Genomic DNA, 14,472 nt, shown 5'->3' with positions numbered 1-14,472 from the left:
CGCAAGCTGCTGGATCAGGGCCGTGCCGGTGAGAACGTTGGTGCGCTGCTGCGTGGTACCAAGCGTGACGACGTTGAGCGTGGTCAGGTACTGTGTAAGCCGGGCTCAATCAAGCCGCATACTCAGTTCGAAGGCGAAGTGTACGTACTGAGCAAAGAAGAAGGCGGTCGTCATACTCCGTTCTTCAAAGGCTACCGTCCGCAGTTCTACTTCCGTACCACTGACATCACTGGCGCGTGTGAACTGCCGGAAGGTGTTGAAATGGTAATGCCGGGTGACAACGTTCAGATGTCTGTTACCCTGATCAACCCGATCGCGATGGAAGAAGGCCTGCGCTTCGCTATCCGTGAAGGTGGTCGTACTGTTGGTGCGGGTGTTGTTGCCAAAATCATTGCGTAATCCTTGTTGATTACAGCATGAGTCAAAAAGCCCTCCTCGGAGGGCTTTTTTGTAGCTGTTACCATGGTTGGTCAAAAAGTAAACTTTCGGTTGACGATGGTGGCTCCACTGGGTAAAATTTGCGTCCCCTTTATCCGAGGGGAGGTCGGCTATTGCCGTTAAAAAACTTACAGGAAATGCGTGATCAGAATGCAGAACCAAAAAATCAGAATTCGTCTGAAGGCTTTTGATCATCGCCTGATCGACTCATCTGCTCAGGAGATCGTTGAGACTGCTAAGCGGACGGGTGCTCAGGTGCGTGGTCCGATCCCACTTCCTACCCGCAAAGAACGTTTTACCGTACTGATCTCTCCGCACGTCAACAAAGACGCGCGTGACCAGTACGAAATCCGTACTCACAAGCGTGTACTGGACATCGTTGAGCCGACAGAAAAAACTGTCGACGCACTGATGAAGCTGGATCTCGCTGCGGGTGTTGAAGTGCAGATCAGCCTCGGCTAATAAGCACTGCGCTAATTATTCAATTAATGAAGCGCTATTTGTGGAATGCGCCTGAAAAGGGCAGCCATAGCGGGTGACAGCCCCGTACACAACTGGCAAGAGGTATAAACATGTCTGTAGGACTTATCGGACGTAAAGCGGGTATGACCCGTATCTTCACAGAAGATGGCGTGTCCGTGCCAGTCACCGTCATCGAAATGGAACCGAACCGTGTTACCAGCATCAAGACCGTCGAAACTGACGGTTATGCAGCGGTACAGGTGACCACCGGAAGCAAGAAGGCCAATCGCCTGAGCAAGCCGGAAGCGGGTCACTTTGCCAAGGCAGGTGTCGAAGCCGGCCGCGGTTTGTGGGAGTTCCGTCTGAATGGTGACGAGGAAATCAACGTTGGCGATTCGCTGACGGTTGAGCGCTTCGAAGCAGGTCAGAAGATCGATGTTACCGGTCAATCCAAGGGTAAAGGTTTCCAGGGCGGTGTTAAGCGCTGGAATTTCCGCACTCAGGATATGACTCACGGTAACTCCGTTTCTCACCGTGCTCCGGGTTCCATTGGTCAGTGCCAGACCCCGGGTCGTGTCTTCAAGGGTAAAAAGATGGCCGGTCACATGGGTGACGAGCGTTGCACTGTACAGACTCTTGAAGTCGTACGTGTTGACGCAGAGCGCAACCTGCTGATCGTCAAGGGAGCAATCCCGGGCGCCACTGGTGGCGATGTCATCGTTAAACCTGCTGTTAAAGCACGCGCCTGAGGAGGATTGTTATGAATCTGAATCTGACTGGAGCCAACGGATCGGTTGAAGTTTCCGATCTGGCTTTTGGTAAAGAGTTCAATGAGGCGCTGGTTCACCAGGTTGTCACTGCCTATATGGCAGCTGGCCGTCAGGGTACCAAAGCGCAGAAAAATCGTTCAGCTGTATCCGGCGGTGGTGCCAAGCCCTTCCGTCAGAAGGGAACTGGCCGTGCCCGTGCCGGTACCAGTCGCTCGCCGCTGTGGCGCTCGGGTGGTGTTACCTTCGCTGCGCAGCCGCGTAGCTTTGCTCAGAAAGTAAACAAGAAGATGTATCGTGCTGCAATGCGTTGCATCCTGTCTGAGCTGGTGCGTCAGGAACGTCTGGTTGTTGTTGAAGACTTCCAGCTTGAAGCACCCAAAACCAAGCAGTTCATTGCCAAGCTCGGTGAGCTGAAGCTGGACAATGCCCTGCTGATTACCGAAAACGTCGAGCAGAATCTGTATCTGGCTGCGCGCAACGTTCCGCACGTTGATGTACGCGACGCTGCAGGTATCGACCCGGTTAGCCTGGTTGGTTTCGAGAAGGTCCTGGTAACAGTCCCTGCTCTGAAGAAAATTGAGGAGGTGCTGGCATGAACCCGGAACGCATTTATAAAGTGCTGCTCGGACCGCACATCTCTGAAAAAGCCACAATCGTAGCAGAAGGCAGCGAACAGGTTGTCTTCCGTGTGGCCAAAGATGCAACCAAGCCGGAAATCAAGCGAGCCGTTGAAGAACTCTTCAATGTTAAGGTCGCAGGCGTCAGCGTTCTGAATATCAAGGGCAAAACCAAGCGCACTCAGCGTGGTCTTGGCAAGCGTAACGATGTTCGTAAAGCGTATGTCCGTCTGGCCGAAGGCTCCGAAATCGATTTCCTGGCAGGCGAATAACGAGGGGTTGAACAATGGCAGTTATTAAAGCAAAGCCGACCTCTGCTGGACGTCGTCATCTCGTAAAGGTGGTCAGCGCTGATCTGCATAAGGGTAAGCCTTTTTCCGCACTGGTCGAGAAGAAGAGCAAGTCCGGTGGTCGTAACAACAACGGCCGTATCACCACCCGTCATATCGGTGGTGGTCACAAGCAGCATTACCGTATCGTCGATTTTCGTCGCAACAAGGATGGTATCCCCGCTGTAATCGAGCGTGTGGAATACGATCCGAACCGTTCTGCGCACATCGCTCTGGTGAAGTACGCAGATGGTGAGCGTCGTTATATTATTGCGGCTAAAGGTTTGACTGCGGGTTCCAAAATTCAGTCTGGTGATGATGCCGATATCAAAATCGGTAACACTCTGCCGCTGCGTAACATTCCGCTGGGTAGTACTGTTCACTGTGTCGAACTGAAGCCGGGTAAGGGCGCTCAGATCGCACGTTCAGCAGGAACTTCAGCACAGCTGGTAGCCCGTGAGGGAACCTACGCGACACTGCGTTTGCGTTCAGGTGAAACTCGCAAGGTGCTGTCCGAATGCCGCGCGACCCTGGGTGAAGTGAGCAACTCTGAGCACAGCCTGCGTCAGCTGGGTAAAGCTGGTGCCAAGCGCTGGCGTGGTGTTCGTCCGACCGTTCGCGGTGTGGCGATGAACCCGGTTGATCACCCGCACGGTGGTGGTGAGGGTCGTACCTCTGGTGGTCGTCACCCGGTTACACCGTGGGGCGTGCCGACCAAGGGTCACAAAACCCGTTCGAACAAGCGTACTGATAAACTGATCGTACGCCGTCGTCAGGCTAAATAAGAGGATACAGCTGTGCCACGTTCACTGAAGAAAGGTCCGTTCATTGACCTTCACCTGTTGAAGAAGGTAGAGGCTGCAATCGAGGCTAACGAGCGTCGTCCGATCAAGACCTGGTCACGTCGTTCAACTGTGTTCCCACAGTTTGTAGGTCTCACTATTGCAGTACATAACGGTCGTCAGCATGTTCCGGTTTTTATTACCGAGGACATGGTAGGCCATAAACTGGGCGAGTTCGCTGCGACACGTACATACCGCGGTCATGCAGCCGACAAGAAGGCCAAGAAGAAGTAAGGGGGTTGATGATGGAAGTTATCGCCAAGCATGTAGGCGCCAACATCTCCGCCCAGAAGGCCCGACTGGTCGCTGATCAGATCCGTGGTAAGTCTGTGGGCGAAGCTCTGAATATCCTGGCGTTCAGCACGAAGAAAGGTGCACACCTGGTCAAGAAAGTACTCGAGTCTGCTATCGCGAATGCGGAGCATAACGAAGGTGCTGATGTTGACGAGCTGCGTGTATCAACGATCTTCGTTGATGAAGGGATGACCATGAAGCGTATCCGGCCGCGTGCCAAGGGTCGCGCTGATCGCATCCTGAAGCGTACGTCACATATCACCGTCAAGGTGGCCGACTAAGAGCTGACTGCTAGGAGAGTTCAATATGGGTCAGAAAGTAAATCCGACCGGTATTCGGCTTGGTATCGTTAAAGACCACACCTCTGTGTGGTACGCGGACAAGTCTGAATACTCTGCACGGCTGCTGAACGATCTCCAGGTTCGCAAGTACCTGGATCAGCAGCTGAAAAATGCATCTGTGAGCCGCATCGAAATCGAGCGTCCGGCACAGAATGCCAAGATCACCATCTACACGGCTCGTCCGGGTATTGTGATCGGCAAGAAGGGCGAAGATGTCGAGAAGCTGCGTAACGCCGTTTCCCAGATGATGGGTGTGCCTGTTCACATCAACATCGAAGAAGTACGCAAGCCGGATCTGGATGCAAAACTGGTTGCACAGAGCGTCGCCAGTCAGCTGGAACGTCGCGTAATGTTCCGTCGCGCCATGAAGCGTGCGGTTCAGAACGCCATGCGTCAGGGCGCCAAAGGCATCAAAATTCAGGTTGGCGGACGTCTCGGCGGTGCCGAGATTGCACGTACTGAATGGTATCGCGAAGGTCGTGTTCCTCTGCACACTCTGCGTGCAGACATCGATTACGCTACCTACGAAGCCCACACTACATATGGTGTGATTGGCGTTAAAGTCTGGATCTTCAAGGGTGAGATCCTCGGCGGTATCGAACAGGTACGTGCCGAGAAGAACGCGCCCAAGAAGAAAGGTTCTAAGTGAGGTAGACGTCAATGCTGCAACCGAAACGACTGAAATACCGCAAGGTAATGAAAGGTCGCAACCGCGGCCTGGCACAGCGCGGCAGCAAGGTCAGCTTTGGTGAGTTTGCACTGAAAGCGACCGGTCGTGGCCGCATCACTGCTCGCCAGATCGAAGCGGCCCGTCGTACCATGACCCGTCACGTAAAGCGTGGTGGCAAGATCTGGATTCGGGTTTTCCCGGATAAGCCGATCACCACCAAGCCGCTTGAAGTACGTATGGGTAAAGGTAAGGGTAGCGTGGAATACTGGGTCGCTCAGATTCAGCCCGGCAAGGTGCTGTTTGAAATGAGCGGTGTTCCCGAAGAGCTGGCTGCAGAAGCCTTCGCTCTGGCTGCTGCCAAGCTGCCGGTATCAACCACTTTTGTTAAACGGACGGTGATGTAATGAAAGCTACTGAACTGCGTGACAAGTCCGTTGAAGAGCTTCAGCAGGCTCTGCTGGGCCTTCTGAAGGACCAGTTTAACCTGCGTATGCAGAAAGCTACTGGCCAGCTGGCGCAGACTCACCTGCTTGGTCAGGTTCGTCGCGACATCGCTCGCGTTAAGACAGTACTTAACGAAATGCAGGTGACCAAATGAGCGCGGAAAAACGTACTCGGACTGTGACCGGTAAGGTCGTCAGTGACAAGATGGATAAAACCATCACAGTTCTGGTTGAGCGTAAGGAAAAACACCCGATCTACGGTAAGTTTGTAAAGCGCTCCACCAAACTGCATGCTCACGATGAGAAGAATGAGTGTCAGATGGGTGATCTGGTAACTATTGCCGAATCCCGTCCGCTTTCAAAGACCAAAACCTGGTCGCTTATTCGCATTGAAGAGCGTGCAGCAAAGGTGTAAACTAGTGCGCCTTTGCTCCATTATGCCTGCTCACCTCAGCTGCTAATGGCAGTTGTGGTGACGGTTTATACAGTTTGTGGAGTAGACCATGATTCAGACTGAAACGATGCTTGATGTTGCTGACAACAGCGGCGCCAAGCGTGTGCAGTGTATTAAGGTCCTGGGTGGTTCCCACCGCCGCTACGCATCCGTTGGCGACATCATCAAGGTGACCGTCAAGGAAGCAATTCCGCGTGGCAAGGTGAAGAAAGGCCAGGTACTTAAGGCTGTCGTAGTACGTACCCGTAAAGGTGTTCGTCGTCCAGATGGTTCACTGATCCGCTTTGATACCAACTCTGCGGTTCTGCTGAACAACAACGACGCTCCGATTGGAACGCGTATCTTCGGGCCAGTAACGCGTGAGCTTCGTAATGAGAAGTTCATGAAGATCATTTCCCTGGCGCCTGAAGTGCTCTAAGACTCTGTTTATTAACAGTGTCTTGTTAAAAACGCCACTCCCACCAGGGTTTGGCGTTTTTGAGCATGAGAGGGTAGCAGGAAAAGACAAGGTAAAATAATGCGTAAGATTCGTCGCGACGATGAAGTCATCGTTATCGCAGGTAAAGATAAGGGCAAGCGCGGCAAGGTTATGCGCGTGCTTCAGGACGATCGTCTGATCGTTTCTGGCATCAACATGATCAAGAAGCACCAGAAGCCCAATCCGATGCTGGGTCGTCAGGGTGGCATTGTTGAGAAGGAAGCGGCTATCGCGACCTCCAACGTGGCTATCTTTAACGCGCAGACCGGAAAAGGCGATCGTGTAGGCTTCAAGCTGCTCGAAGACGGCACCAAGGTCCGCTTCTACAAGTCTACCGGCGAAACCATCGTTGGTGCTAAGTAAGAGAGGTTGGTGCAAATGTCCAGATTGAAAGCGCTTTACGCAAACGAAATCAAGCAGAAGCTCAAAGAAGAGCTGAACTGCCCGAACGTCATGGCCGTTCCCCGTGTTACCAAAATCACCCTGAATATGGGTGTTGGTGAAGCACTGGGCGACAAGAAACAGCTCGAAAACGCTGTTGCTGACATGACTGCAATCGCTGGTCAGAAACCGGTCGTAACCAATGCTCGCAAGTCAATTGCAGGCTTTAAGGTTCGTGAAGGTTGGCCTATCGGTTGCAAAGTCACTCTGCGTGGTCAGCAGATGTGGGAATTCCTGGATCGTCTGGTTGACGTTTCCATCCCGCGTATCCGCGACTTCCGTGGGCTGAACCCGAAGTCCTTCGATGGCCGTGGTAACTATAGCATGGGCGTCAAAGAGCAGATTATCTTCCCGGAAATCGACTATGACAAAGTCGACAAGCTGCGTGGTCTCGATATTACGATCACCACTACCGCGAAGAATAACGACGAAGGTCGTGCGCTGCTGTCCGCTCTGCAGTTCCCGTTCAAGAAATAAGGCAGGGGTTGAATAATGGCCAAGGTTTCCATGATCAATCGTGAGCTCAAGCGCGAGAATCTCGTGAACAAGTACGCCGCAAAGCGTGCTGAGCTCAAAGCAATTATTGCAAGCCCGAACAGCTCAGAAGATGAGGTGTGGGATGCACAGGTCGCGCTGCAGAAATTGCCGCGTGATGCTAGCCCGGTGCGTAAGCAGCGTCGCTGTCAGGTTACAGGTCGTCCGCACGGCGTATATCGCAAGTTCGGACTGTGCCGTATCAAGCTGCGTGAAGCAGCTATGCGTGGCGATGTTCCGGGTCTGAAGAAGGCAAGCTGGTAAGCTTGTCATTGGTAAGCTCAGTGGTCAGGGCAGGCAATTTGCCTGCTACCGCACTGCGCTGCACTTAAGAGGACGTTAATAGCATGAGTATGCAAGACACCCTCGCGGATATGTTTACCCGTATCCGCAACGGACACATGGCTGAAAAAGCCCATGTTGCCATGCCGTCTTCCAAACAGAAGGTTGCAGTGGCAAATCTTCTGAAGGATGAAGGCTACATTACCGACTTCTCCGTTGAAGGTGATGTTAAGCCGGTCTTGTCCATCGAACTGAAATATTTCGAAGGCAAGCCGGTTATCGAAGAGATCAAGCGTGTAAGCCGTCCCAGTCTGCGTATCTACAAGAGCGCGTCTGAGCTGCCGAAAGTGGCAGATGGTCTTGGTATCGCAATTGTCTCTACCAGCAAAGGCGTCATGACCGATCGCGCTGCCCGTAAGGCCGGCATCGGTGGTGAAGTTATCTGCACGGTATTCTAAGAGGTATTCCAATGTCACGAATTGCGAAGAAACCCGTAGTAGTACCGGCAGGCGTGGAGATTAAACTGGCGGGTCAGTCTCTGACAGCCAAAGGTAAAAACGGTCAGCTGAGCCTGGATGTTCATGCTTCAGTTGCTGTAGAGCAGGCTGAAGGTCAGCTCGTTTTTGCTCCGCGTGATGGCGCCAAACAGTCCATGGCACTGGCTGGTACTACACGTGCACTGGTCAACAATATGGTGGTTGGTGTAAGTGAAGGCTTTTCCAAGACCCTGAATTTGCTGGGTGTTGGTTACCGTGCGCAGGCTAAAGGTAAAGTTCTGAACCTGACGCTTGGCTTCTCTCATCCGATCGATTACGAACTGCCCGAAGGTGTTACAGCTGAAACACCGAACAACACCACGATCGTTATCAGCGGTGCTGATAAGCAGCGTGTTGGTCAGGTGGCTGCAGAAGTTCGCGCATTCCGTCCGCCTGAACCTTATAAAGGTAAGGGTGTTCGTTATGTTGACGAATATGTACGCCGTAAAGAGGCTAAGAAGAAGTAAGGCAGGGTCATGAACGTTAAGAAACAAGCTCGTATCCGTCGTGCGCGTCGGTCGCGCATGCAAATGCGCGAGCAGAGTGCTGTTCGCCTTTGCGTGAATCGCTCTCCGCGTCACATTTACGCGCAGGTTATCTCTGCTGATGGCAGCCAGGTTCTGGCCTCTGCTTCCACAGTAGAAAAAGATCTGCGTGAAGGTGCTACCGGAAATATCGAAGCAGCCAAGAAAGTGGGTGCTCTGATCGCCAGCCGTGCTAAAGAAGCAGGCGTTTCCAAGGTAGCGTTTGACCGCTCCGGTTTTAAATACCACGGTCGTGTTGCAGCTCTTGCTGATGCTGCTCGCGAAGGCGGCCTGGAATTCTAAAGGTTTCTATTATGGCAAATCACGAACAGAAAGACGGTGAACTGCAAGAGAAGCTGGTTCAGGTAAACCGCGTCGCCAAGGTGGTAAAAGGCGGTCGTATCTTCGGTTTCACAGCGCTGACTGTCGTTGGTGACGGTAACGGACGTGTGGGCTTCGGCCGCGGTAAAGCACGTGAAGTTCCTGTTGCGATCCAGAAAGCGATGGAGCAGGCGCGCCGTAACATGGTTAGCGTCCAGCTCAATGGCCACACTCTGCAGTACCCGGTTAAAGCCCGTCACGGTGCTTCCCGTGTTTACATGCAGCCCGCTTCAGAAGGTACCGGTGTAATTGCCGGTGGTGCAATGCGCGCCGTTCTGGAATTGGCAGGCGTTCACAACGTACTGGCCAAGTGCTACGGCTCTACCAACCCGGTAAACGTAGTACGTGCAACTATCAACGGCCTGAAAGTCATGAAGGCGCCTGAAGATGTTGCAGCCAAGCGTGGCAAGTCCGTTGAAGAGATTCTGGAGAGCTAAGCGATGGCGAATACTATCAAGGTAACTCTGACTCGTAGCACCATCGGTCGGCTGCCCAAGCACATTCAGTGTGTGAAGGGTCTGGGTCTGCGCCGTATCGGCCACACCGTAGAAGTGGAAGATACTCCGGCTGTGCGCGGGATGATCAACAAGGTCAACTACATGGTTAGTGTAGAAGGCGAATAAAAGGAGTCACCCAATGCGTTTGAATTCTCTGCGCCCGGGCGCCGGTTCCAAGCATGCTCCCAAGCGTGTAGGTCGCGGTATCGGTTCCGGACTGGGTAAAACTGGTGGCCGTGGCCACAAGGGCCAGAAGTCCCGTTCTGGCGGTAGCGTGAACCCGGGCTTCGAAGGCGGTCAGATGCCAATCCAGCGTCGTCTGCCGAAGTTTGGTTTTACCTCTCGTCAGGCACGCTATGTAGCTGAAGTTCGTTTGAACGAACTGGCTGCTGCCGGTGTTGACGTTGTCGACCTGGCTGCGCTGAAACAGGCTGATATCATCCGTGAAGAGATCAAGTCTGCACGCGTGATACTGTCTGGTGAGATCAAAAAGGCAGTCACCGTTAAAGGTCTTAAAGTGACCAAAGGTGCACAGGCTGCGATCGAGGCTGCTGGCGGCAAAGTCGAGGCGTAAATGGCTAAGCAAGGACAAATACCGGCAGGCATGCAGAGTGGACTGAAAGAGCTTTGGGCTCGTCTCAGATTCGTTCTGATTGCGATCATCGTATACCGTATCGGGGCTCATATTCCGGTGCCGGGTATCAACCCTGATCGTCTTGCTGCGCTGTTTGATCAGAATCAGGGAACCATTCTCAGTCTGTTCAACATGTTCTCAGGTGGTGCGCTGGAAAGGATGTCAATCCTGGCGCTGGGGATCATGCCCTACATCTCTGCATCCATAATCATGCAGTTGATGACAGTGGTCAGTCCGCACCTGGAGCAGTTGAAGAAGGAAGGAGAGGCGGGTCGTCGCAAGATCAGCCAGTACACCCGCTACGGTACAGTCATTCTCGCGACTGTACAGGGGCTTGGTATGGCAGTTGGTCTGGCCAGTCAGGGCGTTGCCTTCGCAGCCGATATGAGCTTCTACTTTGTAGCAGTCGTAACGCTGGTTGCAGGGGCTGTATTCCTGATGTGGCTGGGTGAGCAGATCACTGAGCACGGCATTGGCAACGGCATCTCGATTCTGATCTTTGCCGGTATTGTGGCTGGTTTGCCGGGTGCGATCGGTCAGTCCTTCGAATCAGCGCGCCAGGGTGATCTCAATATCCTGGCGCTGCTGGCGATTGCTGTCATGGCCATTGCTACTGTTGGTTTTGTTGTGTTCATGGAGCGTGGCCAACGCCGCATTACCATTAACTATGCAAAACGTCAGCAGGGACGTCGTGTCTATGCCGCGCAGTCAAGTCATCTGCCTTTGAAGGTCAATATGGCTGGGGTTATCCCGCCGATCTTCGCGTCCAGCATCCTGCTCTTCCCGGCTTCGGTTGGCCAATGGTTTGGTCAGTCTGAAGGGATGGAGTGGCTGCAGGATGTGGCACTGGCTCTTGGGCCAGGACAGCCGCTGTACATTCTGCTGTTTGCGATGGCAATTGTGTTCTTCTGCTACTTCTACACTGCGATTGTTTTCAATCCACGTGATGTAGCAGATAACCTGAAGAAATCAGGTGCCTTTATTCCAGGGATTCGTCCTGGTGATCAGTCCGCACGGTATATCGACTCCGTGCTGAGTCGCCTGACATTGTTTGGTGCACTCTATATCACGGCCGTTTCGCTGATGCCCCAGTTTCTGGTGGTAGCCTGGAACGTGCCATTCTACTTCGGCGGTACATCGTTGCTGATCGTGGTGGTAGTGGTTATGGACTTTATGGCGCAGGTGCAGTCGCATCTGATGTCACACCAGTATGAGTCCCTGATGAAAAAATCGAATCTTAAAGGCGGCGCAGGTCTGCTGCGCTAAGCCTAATGAGGTGGATCATGAAAGTACGTGCATCTGTTAAAAAGATTTGCCGTAACTGCAAGATCGTACGACGCAACGGTTCCGTGCGCGTGATCTGCAAAGTGGAACCCCGACACAAGCAGCGCCAGGGTTAATCCACAGCTGGCCGGGAGTGGAGGTGCGTAGCCTTGATTTATTTTTGATCAGGGTGTAACATTGCGCGCCTTCCACGAACTAAAGAATGATTGGTTCTGGTGAGCATTTCTCCCAGGACATAAATATGGAGTACATTGAATGGCCCGTATAGCTGGCGTCAATATTCCTGACAATAAGCATGCGGTAATTTCTCTGACTTACATTTACGGGATAGGCCGCACGACTGCACAACAGATCTGTGATGCTACCGGCATTGCGCCTAGCACCAAGATTGGTGATCTGTCTGAAGAGCAGCTCGATAATGTTCGTGGTGAAATTGCCAAGTTGACCGTTGAAGGCGACTTGCGTCGTGAAGTCAACATGAACATCAAGCGCCTTATGGACCTCGGTTGCTACCGTGGCCTGCGTCACCGTCGTAATCTGCCGGTGCGTGGTCAGCGCAGCAAGACCAATGCGCGTACCCGTAAAGGGCCGCGTAAGCCGATCCGTAAGTAAGCGATAGGAATTTCCGAATATGGCTAAGCCAGGTAATCGCACTCGTAAAAAGGTTAAAAAGCAGGTAGCGGATGGGCTCGCGCACATCCACGCCTCTTTTAACAACACTATCATCACTATTACCGATCGCCAGGGTAATGCTCTGAGCTGGGCAACTTCAGGTGGCTCCGGCTTCCGTGGTTCCCGCAAGAGCACCCCGTTTGCCGCCCAGGTGGCAGCTGAGCGTGCCGGTCAGGCAGCTCTGGAATACGGTCTGAAAAACCTCGACGTGTTTGTGAAAGGCCCGGGACCGGGTCGTGAGTCAGCAGTCCGTGCACTGAACGGCTGTGGCTACAAAATCACAAACATCACGGACGTGACCCCGATTCCGCACAACGGTTGTCGTCCGCCGAAGAAGCGTCGCGTTTAATCTGGAGACGGTAATATGGCTCGTTATCTTGGACCAAAGTGCAAGCTGTCCCGTCGTGAAGGCACCGATCTCTTCCTGAAGAGTGGTGTCCGCGCGCTTGACAGCAAGTGCAAAGCAGAAACAGTACCCGGTGTTCACGGTGCCCGTCGCGGTCGCCTGTCTGAATACGGTCTGCAGCTGCGTGAAAAGCAAAAAGTACGTCGCATTTACGGCGTGCTGGAACGTCAGTTCCGTGGTTATTACAAAGAAGCAGCACGCCGCAAGGGTGCTACAGGTGAAAACCTGCTTCAGCTTCTCGAAGGCCGTCTGGACAACGTTGTATACCGCATGGGTTATGGTTCTACCCGTGCTGAAGCACGTCAGGTTGTGTCTCACCGTCAGATCACTGTCAATGGTCAGGTAGTTAATATTCCTTCCTACCAGGTACAGGCTGGCGACGTAGTAGCAGTTCGCGAAAAAGCCAGAAACCAGCTGCGTATCAAACACGCACTGGATCTGGCTGCTCAGCGTGCTCCCGTTGAATGGATTGAAGTTGATGCTTCGAAGATGGAAGGTACTTTCAAGTCCCTGCCGGAACGTAGCGATCTTTCAGCCGACATCAACGAGCACCTGATCGTCGAGCTCTACTCGAAGTAATTCTTGAACTCTTGACTGGTGGAACTATGCAGCGTTCAGTAAACGAGTTTCTTTACCCGCGTCACATTGACGTGCAGGAGATTAGCAAAACCCGCGCCAAGGTGACTCTTGAGCCACTGGAGCGAGGGTTCGGCCATACCCTGGGCAATGCGCTGCGCCGTATCCTGCTCTCTTCCATGCCGGGTTGTGCAATTTCGGAAGTTGAGATTGAGGGTGTGTTGCACGAGTACAGCAGCATAGAAGGGGTGCAGGAGGATGTCATCGAGATCCTGCTGAACCTCAAAGGTGTTGCTATCGCTCTGCACAACGGTGATGAGGCGCTTCTGACACTCTCCAAGTCAGAGGCAGGTTCTGTCACGGCTGGCGATATTCAGCTGACTCAGGACGTTGAAATTGCCAATCCCGAACATGTAATTGCTCACCTGAATCCAGGTGCTGCACTGAACATGCAGCTGCGCGTGACACGCGGCCGTGGCTATGTGCCGGCTGACTCACGTAACAGCGACGAGGATGAAACTCGTGCCATCGGACGTCTGCAGCTGGATGCCAGCTACAGCCCTGTTCTGCGCGTGTCCTATGCAGTTGAAAGTGCACGTGTAGAACAGCGCACCGACTTGGACAAGCTCGTGATCGATATTGAATCCAACGGTACTATCGATCCGGAAGAGTGCATCCGTCGTGCGGCTACCATACTGCAGCAGCAGCTGGTCGTGTTTGTTGATCTGGAAGACGCGGGTGAACAGACTCGCGCCGAGCCGAATGAGCCGGAGATTGATCCTGTTCTTCTGCGCCCGGTCGACGACCTGGAGCTGACTGTACGTTCCGCGAACTGTCTGAAAGCAGAGCAGATCTATTATATTGGTGATCTGATCCAGCGCACCGAAGTAGAGCTGCTGAAGACTCCTAACTTGGGCAAGAAGTCTCTGACCGAGATCAAAGATGTGCTGGCATCTAAAGGTCTGTCGCTTGGCATGCGTCTGGAAAACTGGCCCCCGGCCAGTCTGAAAGGCGATGACAAGGTTGCCTCTTGAGTCTGACTTCTAACCCTAAGTTGCAAAGGATTTAGAAAATGCGTCATCGTAAATCTGGTCGACACTTAAATCGTACAAGTGCTCACCGCAAAGCGATGTTCAAAAATATGGCAGTGTCTCTGTTCGAACACGAACTGATCAAGACTACTCTGCCTAAAGCTAAAGAACTGCGCCGCTTTGCTGAGCCGCTGATCACTCTGGCCAAGATCGATTCGGTTGCTAACCGTCGTCTGGCGTTCTCCCGTACCCGCAGCAACGATGCTGTAGGTAAACTGTTCAACGAACTGGGTCCGCGTTATGCGGCTCGTCCCGGTGGCTATATCCGCATTCTCAAGTGCGGATACCGTGCCGGCGACAAGGCTCCAATGGCCTACGTTGAACTGGTAGATCGTCCGGTTGGTCAGACTGTTGCAGATGAGAGTGCAGAAGATTAATACTCTTCTGAACTGTTAAAAAAACCCGGTGCCTTTGGTTACCGGGTTTTTTTTCGCCTGTAATTTGGTGAAGGCGGGCTGTAGTGTTGGTGACAGCCC

The 14,472-nt window shown here is 53.1% G+C and carries 29 protein-coding genes; all 29 read left to right on the top strand.

Going from position 1 to position 14,472, the window contains the following annotated elements; translation table 11 throughout:
- A partial coding sequence (locus tag ABIE61_RS15835) for an EF-Tu C-terminal domain-related protein (RefSeq protein ID WP_502915064.1) occupies positions 1 to 399 on the top strand: 399 nt, incomplete at its 5' end.
- Positions 400 to 588: 189 nt separating this feature from the next.
- Positions 589 to 900, top strand: coding sequence for a 30S ribosomal protein S10 (gene rpsJ / locus ABIE61_RS15830; protein ID WP_091826389.1), 312 nt, complete (start codon positions 589 to 591; stop codon positions 898 to 900).
- 110 nt (positions 901 to 1,010) lie between these two features.
- Complete coding sequence (rplC, locus tag ABIE61_RS15825; protein ID WP_091826391.1) at positions 1,011 to 1,649, top strand: 50S ribosomal protein L3; 639 nt, start codon at positions 1,011 to 1,013, stop codon at positions 1,647 to 1,649.
- An 11-nt stretch (positions 1,650 to 1,660) separates the two neighbouring features.
- Complete coding sequence (rplD, locus tag ABIE61_RS15820) at positions 1,661 to 2,266, top strand: 50S ribosomal protein L4 (RefSeq protein WP_091826393.1); 606 nt, start codon at positions 1,661 to 1,663, stop codon at positions 2,264 to 2,266.
- On the top strand, positions 2,263 to 2,559 hold the full coding sequence (gene rplW / locus ABIE61_RS15815) for a 50S ribosomal protein L23 (protein WP_091826395.1): 297 nt from the start codon (positions 2,263 to 2,265) through the stop codon (positions 2,557 to 2,559). The genes rplD and rplW overlap by 4 nt, the downstream gene beginning before the upstream one ends.
- A gap of 14 nt (positions 2,560 to 2,573) precedes the next feature.
- Positions 2,574 to 3,401, top strand: a complete 828-nt coding sequence (gene rplB / locus ABIE61_RS15810; protein ID WP_091826398.1) for a 50S ribosomal protein L2 — start codon at positions 2,574 to 2,576, stop codon at positions 3,399 to 3,401.
- Between the two features lie 12 nt (positions 3,402 to 3,413).
- On the top strand, positions 3,414 to 3,692 hold the full coding sequence (rpsS, locus tag ABIE61_RS15805; RefSeq protein WP_010324100.1) for a 30S ribosomal protein S19: 279 nt from the start codon (positions 3,414 to 3,416) through the stop codon (positions 3,690 to 3,692).
- Between the two features lie 8 nt (positions 3,693 to 3,700).
- Entirely contained in the window at positions 3,701 to 4,033 is a 333-nt protein-coding gene (gene rplV, locus ABIE61_RS15800) for a 50S ribosomal protein L22 (protein WP_425270423.1), read from the top strand.
- Between the two features lie 25 nt (positions 4,034 to 4,058).
- Positions 4,059 to 4,742: a 30S ribosomal protein S3 gene (gene rpsC, locus ABIE61_RS15795; protein ID WP_091826403.1), complete on the top strand. Its 684-nt coding sequence runs from the start codon at positions 4,059 to 4,061 to the stop codon at positions 4,740 to 4,742.
- An 11-nt stretch (positions 4,743 to 4,753) separates the two neighbouring features.
- On the top strand, positions 4,754 to 5,167 hold the full coding sequence (gene rplP / locus ABIE61_RS15790) for a 50S ribosomal protein L16 (RefSeq protein ID WP_091826405.1): 414 nt from the start codon (positions 4,754 to 4,756) through the stop codon (positions 5,165 to 5,167).
- Entirely contained in the window at positions 5,167 to 5,361 is a 195-nt protein-coding gene (gene rpmC, locus ABIE61_RS15785) for a 50S ribosomal protein L29 (RefSeq protein WP_091826407.1), read from the top strand. Before rplP ends, rpmC begins: the two co-directional genes overlap by 1 nt.
- Positions 5,358 to 5,621: a 30S ribosomal protein S17 gene (gene rpsQ, locus ABIE61_RS15780; protein WP_010324095.1), complete on the top strand. Its 264-nt coding sequence runs from the start codon at positions 5,358 to 5,360 to the stop codon at positions 5,619 to 5,621. The genes rpmC and rpsQ overlap by 4 nt, the downstream gene beginning before the upstream one ends.
- A gap of 88 nt (positions 5,622 to 5,709) precedes the next feature.
- Positions 5,710 to 6,078 carry a 50S ribosomal protein L14 gene (rplN, locus tag ABIE61_RS15775; RefSeq protein WP_091826408.1) on the top strand — a complete coding sequence of 123 codons (369 nt, stop codon included), beginning with the start codon at positions 5,710 to 5,712 and terminating at the stop codon, positions 6,076 to 6,078.
- A gap of 99 nt (positions 6,079 to 6,177) precedes the next feature.
- Complete coding sequence (gene rplX, locus ABIE61_RS15770; protein ID WP_091826410.1) at positions 6,178 to 6,501, top strand: 50S ribosomal protein L24; 324 nt, start codon at positions 6,178 to 6,180, stop codon at positions 6,499 to 6,501.
- 15 nt (positions 6,502 to 6,516) lie between these two features.
- A complete protein-coding gene (gene rplE, locus ABIE61_RS15765) occupies positions 6,517 to 7,056 on the top strand; it encodes a 50S ribosomal protein L5 (RefSeq protein ID WP_091826412.1) in 540 nt (179 codons plus the stop codon).
- 15 nt (positions 7,057 to 7,071) lie between these two features.
- Positions 7,072 to 7,377, top strand: a complete 306-nt coding sequence (gene rpsN, locus ABIE61_RS15760; protein ID WP_091826414.1) for a 30S ribosomal protein S14 — start codon at positions 7,072 to 7,074, stop codon at positions 7,375 to 7,377.
- An 83-nt stretch (positions 7,378 to 7,460) separates the two neighbouring features.
- Positions 7,461 to 7,853, top strand: coding sequence for a 30S ribosomal protein S8 (gene rpsH, locus ABIE61_RS15755; RefSeq protein WP_206838304.1), 393 nt, complete (start codon positions 7,461 to 7,463; stop codon positions 7,851 to 7,853).
- Positions 7,854 to 7,864: 11 nt separating this feature from the next.
- The gene (gene rplF, locus ABIE61_RS15750; RefSeq protein ID WP_091826419.1) at positions 7,865 to 8,398 is read left to right on the top strand and encodes a 50S ribosomal protein L6; all 534 of its coding nucleotides are present in this window, start codon (positions 7,865 to 7,867) and stop codon (positions 8,396 to 8,398) included.
- A gap of 9 nt (positions 8,399 to 8,407) precedes the next feature.
- A complete protein-coding gene (gene rplR / locus ABIE61_RS15745) occupies positions 8,408 to 8,758 on the top strand; it encodes a 50S ribosomal protein L18 (protein ID WP_091826421.1) in 351 nt (116 codons plus the stop codon).
- 11 nt (positions 8,759 to 8,769) lie between these two features.
- A complete protein-coding gene (gene rpsE, locus ABIE61_RS15740; RefSeq protein ID WP_091826423.1) occupies positions 8,770 to 9,273 on the top strand; it encodes a 30S ribosomal protein S5 in 504 nt (167 codons plus the stop codon).
- A gap of 3 nt (positions 9,274 to 9,276) precedes the next feature.
- A complete protein-coding gene (gene rpmD, locus ABIE61_RS15735; protein ID WP_091826425.1) occupies positions 9,277 to 9,459 on the top strand; it encodes a 50S ribosomal protein L30 in 183 nt (60 codons plus the stop codon).
- 13 nt (positions 9,460 to 9,472) lie between these two features.
- Positions 9,473 to 9,907 carry a 50S ribosomal protein L15 gene (gene rplO, locus ABIE61_RS15730; RefSeq protein ID WP_091826427.1) on the top strand — a complete coding sequence of 145 codons (435 nt, stop codon included), beginning with the start codon at positions 9,473 to 9,475 and terminating at the stop codon, positions 9,905 to 9,907.
- Positions 9,908 to 11,233, top strand: coding sequence for a preprotein translocase subunit SecY (gene secY / locus ABIE61_RS15725; RefSeq protein ID WP_091826428.1), 1,326 nt, complete (start codon positions 9,908 to 9,910; stop codon positions 11,231 to 11,233).
- A 17-nt stretch (positions 11,234 to 11,250) separates the two neighbouring features.
- Positions 11,251 to 11,367, top strand: coding sequence for a 50S ribosomal protein L36 (rpmJ, locus tag ABIE61_RS15720; RefSeq protein ID WP_007021200.1), 117 nt, complete (start codon positions 11,251 to 11,253; stop codon positions 11,365 to 11,367).
- Positions 11,368 to 11,506: 139 nt separating this feature from the next.
- Complete coding sequence (gene rpsM / locus ABIE61_RS15715) at positions 11,507 to 11,863, top strand: 30S ribosomal protein S13 (protein WP_091826430.1); 357 nt, start codon at positions 11,507 to 11,509, stop codon at positions 11,861 to 11,863.
- A 19-nt stretch (positions 11,864 to 11,882) separates the two neighbouring features.
- Positions 11,883 to 12,272, top strand: coding sequence for a 30S ribosomal protein S11 (gene rpsK / locus ABIE61_RS15710; protein WP_010324082.1), 390 nt, complete (start codon positions 11,883 to 11,885; stop codon positions 12,270 to 12,272).
- A gap of 15 nt (positions 12,273 to 12,287) precedes the next feature.
- Positions 12,288 to 12,908 (top strand): 30S ribosomal protein S4, encoded by a 621-nt coding sequence (gene rpsD / locus ABIE61_RS15705; protein ID WP_354411184.1) that lies wholly within the window; start codon positions 12,288 to 12,290, stop codon positions 12,906 to 12,908.
- A gap of 26 nt (positions 12,909 to 12,934) precedes the next feature.
- Complete coding sequence (locus ABIE61_RS15700) at positions 12,935 to 13,939, top strand: DNA-directed RNA polymerase subunit alpha (RefSeq protein ID WP_091826434.1); 1,005 nt, start codon at positions 12,935 to 12,937, stop codon at positions 13,937 to 13,939.
- 38 nt (positions 13,940 to 13,977) lie between these two features.
- Complete coding sequence (gene rplQ / locus ABIE61_RS15695) at positions 13,978 to 14,373, top strand: 50S ribosomal protein L17 (protein ID WP_091826436.1); 396 nt, start codon at positions 13,978 to 13,980, stop codon at positions 14,371 to 14,373.
- The last annotated feature ends 99 nt before the right edge of the window (positions 14,374 to 14,472 follow it).

This window comes from Marinobacterium sp. MBR-111, from assembly GCF_040547585.1.
Lineage (GTDB): Bacteria > Pseudomonadota > Gammaproteobacteria > Pseudomonadales > Balneatricaceae > Marinobacterium > Marinobacterium iners.
Note: the sequence above shows the minus strand (reverse complement) of the source record. Positions and strands in the feature narration are given on the sequence as shown.

Excerpts from the sequence above, each read along its gene's own strand:
- rpsM (WP_091826430.1), top strand. The coding sequence starts at position 11,507 with ATGGCCCGTATAGCTGGCGTCAATATTCCTGACAATAAGCATGCGGTA.
- rpsH (WP_206838304.1), top strand. The coding sequence starts at position 7,461 with ATGAGTATGCAAGACACCCTCGCGGATATGTTTACCCGTATCCGCAAC.
- rplO (WP_091826427.1), top strand. The coding sequence starts at position 9,473 with ATGCGTTTGAATTCTCTGCGCCCGGGCGCCGGTTCCAAGCATGCTCCC.
- rplX (WP_091826410.1), top strand. The coding sequence starts at position 6,178 with ATGCGTAAGATTCGTCGCGACGATGAAGTCATCGTTATCGCAGGTAAA.
- rplV (WP_425270423.1), top strand. The coding sequence starts at position 3,701 with ATGATGGAAGTTATCGCCAAGCATGTAGGCGCCAACATCTCCGCCCAG.
- rpsD (WP_354411184.1), top strand. The coding sequence starts at position 12,288 with ATGGCTCGTTATCTTGGACCAAAGTGCAAGCTGTCCCGTCGTGAAGGC.
- rplP (WP_091826405.1), top strand. The coding sequence starts at position 4,754 with ATGCTGCAACCGAAACGACTGAAATACCGCAAGGTAATGAAAGGTCGC.
- rpsE (WP_091826423.1), top strand. The coding sequence starts at position 8,770 with ATGGCAAATCACGAACAGAAAGACGGTGAACTGCAAGAGAAGCTGGTT.
- rpmD (WP_091826425.1), top strand. The coding sequence starts at position 9,277 with ATGGCGAATACTATCAAGGTAACTCTGACTCGTAGCACCATCGGTCGG.
- rpmC (WP_091826407.1), top strand. The coding sequence starts at position 5,167 with ATGAAAGCTACTGAACTGCGTGACAAGTCCGTTGAAGAGCTTCAGCAG.
- rpsK (WP_010324082.1), top strand. The coding sequence starts at position 11,883 with ATGGCTAAGCCAGGTAATCGCACTCGTAAAAAGGTTAAAAAGCAGGTA.
- rplR (WP_091826421.1), top strand. The coding sequence starts at position 8,408 with ATGAACGTTAAGAAACAAGCTCGTATCCGTCGTGCGCGTCGGTCGCGC.
- rplD (WP_091826393.1), top strand. The coding sequence starts at position 1,661 with ATGAATCTGAATCTGACTGGAGCCAACGGATCGGTTGAAGTTTCCGAT.
- rplW (WP_091826395.1), top strand. The coding sequence starts at position 2,263 with ATGAACCCGGAACGCATTTATAAAGTGCTGCTCGGACCGCACATCTCT.
- rplQ (WP_091826436.1), top strand. The coding sequence starts at position 13,978 with ATGCGTCATCGTAAATCTGGTCGACACTTAAATCGTACAAGTGCTCAC.
- rpsQ (WP_010324095.1), top strand. The coding sequence starts at position 5,358 with ATGAGCGCGGAAAAACGTACTCGGACTGTGACCGGTAAGGTCGTCAGT.
- rplC (WP_091826391.1), top strand. The coding sequence starts at position 1,011 with ATGTCTGTAGGACTTATCGGACGTAAAGCGGGTATGACCCGTATCTTC.
- secY (WP_091826428.1), top strand. The coding sequence starts at position 9,908 with ATGGCTAAGCAAGGACAAATACCGGCAGGCATGCAGAGTGGACTGAAA.
- rplE (WP_091826412.1), top strand. The coding sequence starts at position 6,517 with ATGTCCAGATTGAAAGCGCTTTACGCAAACGAAATCAAGCAGAAGCTC.
- rplN (WP_091826408.1), top strand. The coding sequence starts at position 5,710 with ATGATTCAGACTGAAACGATGCTTGATGTTGCTGACAACAGCGGCGCC.
- rpsN (WP_091826414.1), top strand. The coding sequence starts at position 7,072 with ATGGCCAAGGTTTCCATGATCAATCGTGAGCTCAAGCGCGAGAATCTC.
- ABIE61_RS15700 (WP_091826434.1), top strand. The coding sequence starts at position 12,935 with ATGCAGCGTTCAGTAAACGAGTTTCTTTACCCGCGTCACATTGACGTG.
- rplF (WP_091826419.1), top strand. The coding sequence starts at position 7,865 with ATGTCACGAATTGCGAAGAAACCCGTAGTAGTACCGGCAGGCGTGGAG.
- rpsC (WP_091826403.1), top strand. The coding sequence starts at position 4,059 with ATGGGTCAGAAAGTAAATCCGACCGGTATTCGGCTTGGTATCGTTAAA.
- rpsJ (WP_091826389.1), top strand. The coding sequence starts at position 589 with ATGCAGAACCAAAAAATCAGAATTCGTCTGAAGGCTTTTGATCATCGC.
- rpmJ (WP_007021200.1), top strand. The coding sequence starts at position 11,251 with ATGAAAGTACGTGCATCTGTTAAAAAGATTTGCCGTAACTGCAAGATC.
- rplB (WP_091826398.1), top strand. The coding sequence starts at position 2,574 with ATGGCAGTTATTAAAGCAAAGCCGACCTCTGCTGGACGTCGTCATCTC.